This window comes from Vibrio sp. L85, from assembly GCF_963871815.1.
Lineage (GTDB): Bacteria > Pseudomonadota > Gammaproteobacteria > Enterobacterales > Vibrionaceae > Vibrio > Vibrio harveyi.
Genome location: NZ_CAWMYL010000024.1, coordinates 1 through 5,228, shown reverse-complemented (window position 1 = coordinate 5,228; position 5,228 = coordinate 1). Strand labels below are relative to the sequence as shown.

The window sequence follows — 5,228 nt, the reverse complement described above, 5'->3', positions numbered from 1 at the left end:
GGACTGTTAATCCGCAGGTCACTGGTTCAAGTCCAGTAGGAGGAGCCAACTTTGAAAGCCAAGTCTTCGGACTTGGCTTTTTTCTTATCTGCATTATAAAAACACTTATCTACTTTCAGTATCTCCATTTAACTTTAAGACTCCTCCCCTTCAAAAACCCTTATAAACTCAAGATTCATTTGATAAAACACACTTATTTCACGCTAAAAATTTAATCCAAATCATAGTTTCAACATTGATGCATAGGCGCGTGTATACATCTTCAATATGATGAATTTATTATTACGCCCCCTAATAAGCTATGCATTGCATAGTATTAAATACGTCTCGTGAGCTAACTATGAAATTAAAAACTCAAGCCTATTTATTATCTGCAATCATCTTGATTGCGTTACTTGCTCTTACTGCAACAGGTCTTTGGACACTACGCGTCGCAAGTAACCTTGATAACAAAGCTCGAGTGACTGAGCTATTTAAGAGTGCATACAGCATTCTAACTGAAGTTGAGAAAATGGCAGTGGAAGGCAAGATGCCTGAAGATGAAGCCAAAGCATTGGCTACTCGCCTACTTCGCAACAATATCTACAAAGACAACGAATACGTTTATGTTGCCGACGAAAACATGATTTTTGTGGCAGCACCGCTCGACCCTCAATTGCATGGCACCAGTTTCCATGATTTCCGCGATGGCGACGGCAACAGTGTTGGTCAATTAATCTTAGATGTCCTAGGTCGTAAAACAGGTCAAATCGTTGAATACACTTGGACACAAAAACGCCCTGACGGCACGATCGAAGAAAAACACTCCATTGCAGAGAAAACGCCCCATTGGAACTGGGTGGTAGGCACTGGCATCGGGTTTAATGAGGTCAATGCTCGCTTCTGGTCAACAGCTCAATGGCAACTAGCACTGTGTCTAGCAATTGCGGGGGCGATACTAGGTGGGTTGATTATCTCCATCCGTAAGATGCTTAATCTACTCGGCGGTGAGCCAAATGACGTACGTGAAGCGGTTCAAGCCGTTGCTCAAGGAGATATCCAAACCAGCTTTGAATATACCGCACCAAAAGACAGCATCTATGGTGCTGTACAAGAGATGAGTCAATCTCTGGCTAAGATGGTAACTAACCTGGACGAATCAATGCACGCCTTGCGTTCAGAGCTATCAGCGGTAGAGTCTCGCTCTAATTCGATCGCTGATCTAACCATGTCTCAGCAACAATCGACGGCAATGATCGCAACAGCAATGACAGAAATGGCTTCTTCGGCTAACCATGTAGCAAGTTCGGCAAGCGATACAGCACAAAACACCGATGAAGCAGATAAACAGAGTCAGCACACGCAATCATTAATCCATAGCACTGTAGACAACATCCAAGGGTTGGCGACTCAGTTGAATACGGCAAGTAAAGCGGTTGCGGACCTTGATCAAGATGTAAACAGTATCGTGAAAGTTCTCGACGTGATCGGCGATATTGCAGAGCAAACTAACCTACTGGCGCTAAATGCCGCGATTGAAGCAGCCCGTGCAGGAGAACAAGGTCGAGGCTTTGCAGTTGTTGCCGATGAGGTACGCAACCTAGCAGGTCGCACGCAAGACAGTACAAAAGAGATTCAACAGATGATCTCTAACCTTCAAGAGGGTTCGCGCAATGCTATCCATACAATGGAGATCTGTGCCGAGACCAGCGAAAGCACAGTAACTGAATCAATGAACGCCTCAGAGGCACTTCAACAGATAGTAACCGCGTTAGAGTCTATTACTGCGATGAGCCAACAAATTGCAACAGCAGCGGCTGAACAAACGCAAGTGAGTGATGACATTGCACACCGCATCAACCTAATTGAAGAAAGCGGCAGCCAGCTAAATACGGTGGTAACAGAAAGCCAATCAAGCACCCAAACATTGGCATCTTTAGCTGATGAACTTGAAGGTTGGGTGAACAAGTTCTCAGTAAAGCACTAGTTTAAAGTCAATTGTTCAATAAAAAGCACGTTTTCAGACGTGCTTTTTTGTTTTTATCGCCTTTATTTTGCGACAGAACGCCCTACTTTTCTTAAAACAGCGCTTAAAGCATGGTGCGTTGCTGCTCAAAATGCATAAAAACAGCCCACTCCGAGCACAAATCCATCAAACGATAATTTATTTTAATTTTATTGTTGACCTGAAAGCCGAAAAGCCTTTTAATACACCTCGTCGCCCGGATAGCTCAGTCGGTAGAGCAGAGGATTGAAAATCCTCGTGTCGGTGGTTCGATTCCGCCTCCGGGCACCACAATTTAAAATTGTTGGTGTCTAACACGAACAATAGAAAGAATAACGGTACGCCGACTTAGCTCAGTAGGTAGAGCAACTGACTTGTAATCAGTAGGTCACCAGTTCGATTCCGGTAGTCGGCACCATTTATTCTTAAACAAGATAATGACTTGTAATCAGTAGGTCACCAGTTCGATTCCGGTAGTCGGCACCACTTATTAAAATTTGTTCCTCCTTAGCTCAGTTGGTAGAGCGACGGACTGTTAATCCGCAGGTCACTGGTTCAAGTCCAGTAGGAGGAGCCATATTTCGGTTAGTAAGTCGATTACTTATTAACGAAAATGTGTTAATCCGCAGGTCACTGGTTCAAGTCCAGTAGGAGGAGCCATATTAGAAAAAGCCGCATCACTTGATGCGGCTTTTTTGCATCTGAAGAAAACTCACAACGTCCGCCCTCTTCATCCAACTTTATCTCAACAAACAAAAAGCCAGGTAATATACCCAGCTTTCTCTTGTTGTATCGTATCAGTGAACAACTAGGCAGAAGGCTAGCTCAAACCTCCAAGACAAATGTACTTTGTTTCTAGATACTCATCCATGCCTTGCTTCGCACCTTCACGACCAATGCCAGATTCTTTGATCCCACCAAACGGCGCAACTTCCGTAGAGATAATCCCTTCATTTACCCCCACCATGCCATATTCCAAACCTTCACTAAATTTGATGATACGCTTCAAGCTATCGGTGTAGAAGTAACAAGCTAAACCATATTCAGTGTCATTCGCCATCGAGAGCACTTGCTCATCATCATCAAAACTAATGACTGGCAGAACCGGGCCAAACAGCTCTTGTTGCACTATCGCCATACCTTGTTCCACATTATCTAAGATAACAGGCTCCATAAAGCGCCCAGAGCGTTTTTGAGGCAGATTAAGCATCGTTGCCCCTTCTTGTACTGCCTGATCGATCACTGCTTCTAGACGATGCTTAGAAGCCATTGTAATCACAGGACCAAGAGTTGTATTTTTCTCAAGGCCATTACCGACCGTCAGGCTTGTTACCTTATCTAGAAGCTTAGTTAAGAACGCCTCTTTTACGTTCTGATGCACATACAAGCGGTTGGTACACACACAGGTTTGTCCGGCATTACGAAACTTAGAGGCAATCAAGCCATTCGCCGCAGCTTCTAAATCTGCATCGTCAAAAACAATAAAAGGCGCATTGCCACCTAATTCCATAGAAGCAGCTTTAACCGTATCACTTGCCTGCTTCATCAAGATCTTGCCGACACGTGTCGAACCCGTGAAAGAGATCTTCTTAATTCGCGGATCGGTACTTAATACCAAACCAAACTCTGCCGCTTGCTCAGAAACAACGGTAGACAATAGAGCTTTAGGGATGCCAGCCTGGTGAGCAAGCTCAACCACAGCCAGAGCAGTCAAAGGCGTTAATTCAGAAGGTTTAATGATCATCCCACATCCCGCAGCCAAAGCAGGAGCCGCTTTTCGAGTGATCATTGCAATAGGGAAATTCCATGGTGTAATCGCAGCACACACGCCGACAGGCTGTTTAATGGTAGAGAGTCGTCTATCTACCGCTGGTGCAGGTATAACCTCACCATAGGCGCGCTTAGCCTCTTCTGCGAACCATTCAACAAAAGATGCTCCATATGCGACTTCTCCACGACTTTCAGAAAGCGGTTTGCCTTGTTCTAAGGTAATGATGTTAGCAATATCTTCCGTGTGCTCTACAAGTAATTGAAACCACTTTTTCAGCGAAGCGGAACGTACTTTAGCACTGAGTTTTTCCCACTCAACTTGAGCCGCTTTACACGTTTCTATTTGCACATCTAGCTCGTCCAAAGAGCTAGGTTTTAAGCGAATCAGTTCTTGCTCAGTCGCAGGGTTAATAACTGCAATCCCATCTTGAGAAGACAGGCTTTCGAATAAGACTCTTAGTGTTTCACTTTGTATCTGCTGCATCATTAGGTTGTACTCCCAAAAGAACCTTTACTAGGTTAATCCTTCTGACAAATAAGAGTAAAGCAAACAAAGTTTTCTTCAGCGTAAATATGAGAAGTGATGACCAAGTACAGTTAACCAGTGATACAGAGAAGGGAACACAAACAGAGATTGCTATGATTGAAGAAGATAAGTATTTGGTGGGTCATAAGATAAACCCTGTCTTTGATGTAAGAGAGCAAATAGAGGGTATCTCAGACGTAACCAAATGATAGGTTAGATTTCTCAATACTCGTGGAAAGACTGGGGTGCGAATGTAGAGCTTTATCTGAATAAGTGGTTGAGCTTGTAGGCTACAGATAAAACCTTGCGAGACTTATTTACCCATAAGAGAAAATCATGTTTCCTAAAACGACAAAAACCACTCCGGAGACTGGACTTCTAAATAAATGGCGGACGGCCGGGGTTGCGGGCAACCGGGACTCATTCCCTGAAAGGGAAATTATTATGCTCAAAAACGACAAAACCCAGTCCGGAGACTGGGTTTCTAAATAAGTGGCGGAGCGGACGGGACTCGAACCCGCGACCCCCGGCGTGACAGGCCGGTATTCTAACCAACTGAACTACCGCTCCGCACTGGTTAGACTCTGGAGTCTAAATAAGAACCTGGCGATGTTCTACTCTCACATGGGGAAGCCCCACACTACCATCGACGCTACTTCGTTTCACTTCTGAGTTCGGAATGGAAGTCAGGTGGGTCCAAAGCGCTATGGTCGCCAAGTAAAATTCTGATTGTAATGGTGCTGATACCCAGACTCGAACTGGGGACCTCATCCTTACCAAGGATGCGCTCTACCACCTGAGCTATATCAGCATCAAGATGTCCCTTTAGGACTAAAAAAGCCCGCTTTTTCAAACGGGCTCTCTTAACTTTTGTCTTCACCTTTTTTAAAAAGGCAAAAACTAAATTTAAAGCCTGGCGATGTCCTACTCTCACATGGGGAAGCCCCA

General features: G+C 44.5%; 4 protein-coding genes, 5 tRNA genes and 1 rRNA gene. 6 read left to right on the top strand and 4 right to left on the bottom strand.

All coding sequences use genetic code 11. The features are described 5' to 3' along the window. The 5 genes from AACR11_RS06445 to AACR11_RS06425 all read left to right on the top strand — a co-directional run. Positions 1–215, top strand: a 215-nt coding sequence (locus AACR11_RS06445) for a hypothetical protein (RefSeq protein ID WP_223295807.1), incomplete at its 5' end; no start/stop codon positions are given. A 125-nt stretch (positions 216–340) separates the two neighbouring features. Then, a complete protein-coding gene (locus tag AACR11_RS06440; RefSeq protein WP_029789660.1) occupies positions 341–1,966 on the top strand; it encodes a methyl-accepting chemotaxis protein in 1,626 nt (541 codons plus the stop codon). Between the two features lie 233 nt (positions 1,967–2,199). Beyond that, positions 2,200–2,275: transfer RNA gene (locus tag AACR11_RS06435), tRNA-Phe, on the top strand. A 51-nt stretch (positions 2,276–2,326) separates the two neighbouring features. Then, positions 2,327–2,402, top strand: a tRNA-Thr gene (locus AACR11_RS06430). Between the two features lie 83 nt (positions 2,403–2,485). Then, positions 2,486–2,561 (top strand) — tRNA-Asn (locus AACR11_RS06425). A 243-nt stretch (positions 2,562–2,804) separates the two neighbouring features. Here AACR11_RS06425 and AACR11_RS06420 read toward each other — a convergent pair. Continuing rightward, entirely contained in the window at positions 2,805–4,241 is a 1,437-nt protein-coding gene (locus AACR11_RS06420; protein WP_017817589.1) for an NAD-dependent succinate-semialdehyde dehydrogenase, read from the bottom strand. 86 nt (positions 4,242–4,327) lie between these two features. Here AACR11_RS06420 and AACR11_RS06415 point away from each other — a divergent pair, with 86 nt between their 5' ends. Beyond that, a complete protein-coding gene (locus AACR11_RS06415; RefSeq protein ID WP_009697573.1) occupies positions 4,328–4,489 on the top strand; it encodes a hypothetical protein in 162 nt (53 codons plus the stop codon). A gap of 284 nt (positions 4,490–4,773) precedes the next feature. Here AACR11_RS06415 and AACR11_RS06410 read toward each other — a convergent pair. From AACR11_RS06410 to AACR11_RS06400, 3 genes are all read right to left on the bottom strand, one after another. Continuing rightward, positions 4,774–4,850, bottom strand: a tRNA-Asp gene (locus AACR11_RS06410). Between the two features lie 31 nt (positions 4,851–4,881). Beyond that, positions 4,882–4,998: ribosomal RNA gene (rrf, locus tag AACR11_RS06405) — 5S ribosomal RNA — on the bottom strand. Between the two features lie 17 nt (positions 4,999–5,015). Beyond that, a tRNA-Thr gene (locus AACR11_RS06400) sits at positions 5,016–5,091 on the bottom strand. Positions 5,092–5,228 lie beyond the last annotated feature (137 nt).

Bases quoted from the DNA above. Each gene is read 5' to 3' on its own strand.
- AACR11_RS06440 (WP_029789660.1), top strand. From the start codon at position 341: ATGAAATTAAAAACTCAAGCCTATTTATTATCTGCAATCATCTTGATT.
- AACR11_RS06415 (WP_009697573.1), top strand. From the start codon at position 4,328: ATGAGAAGTGATGACCAAGTACAGTTAACCAGTGATACAGAGAAGGGA.
- AACR11_RS06420 (WP_017817589.1), bottom strand. From the start codon at position 4,241: ATGATGCAGCAGATACAAAGTGAAACACTAAGAGTCTTATTCGAAAGC.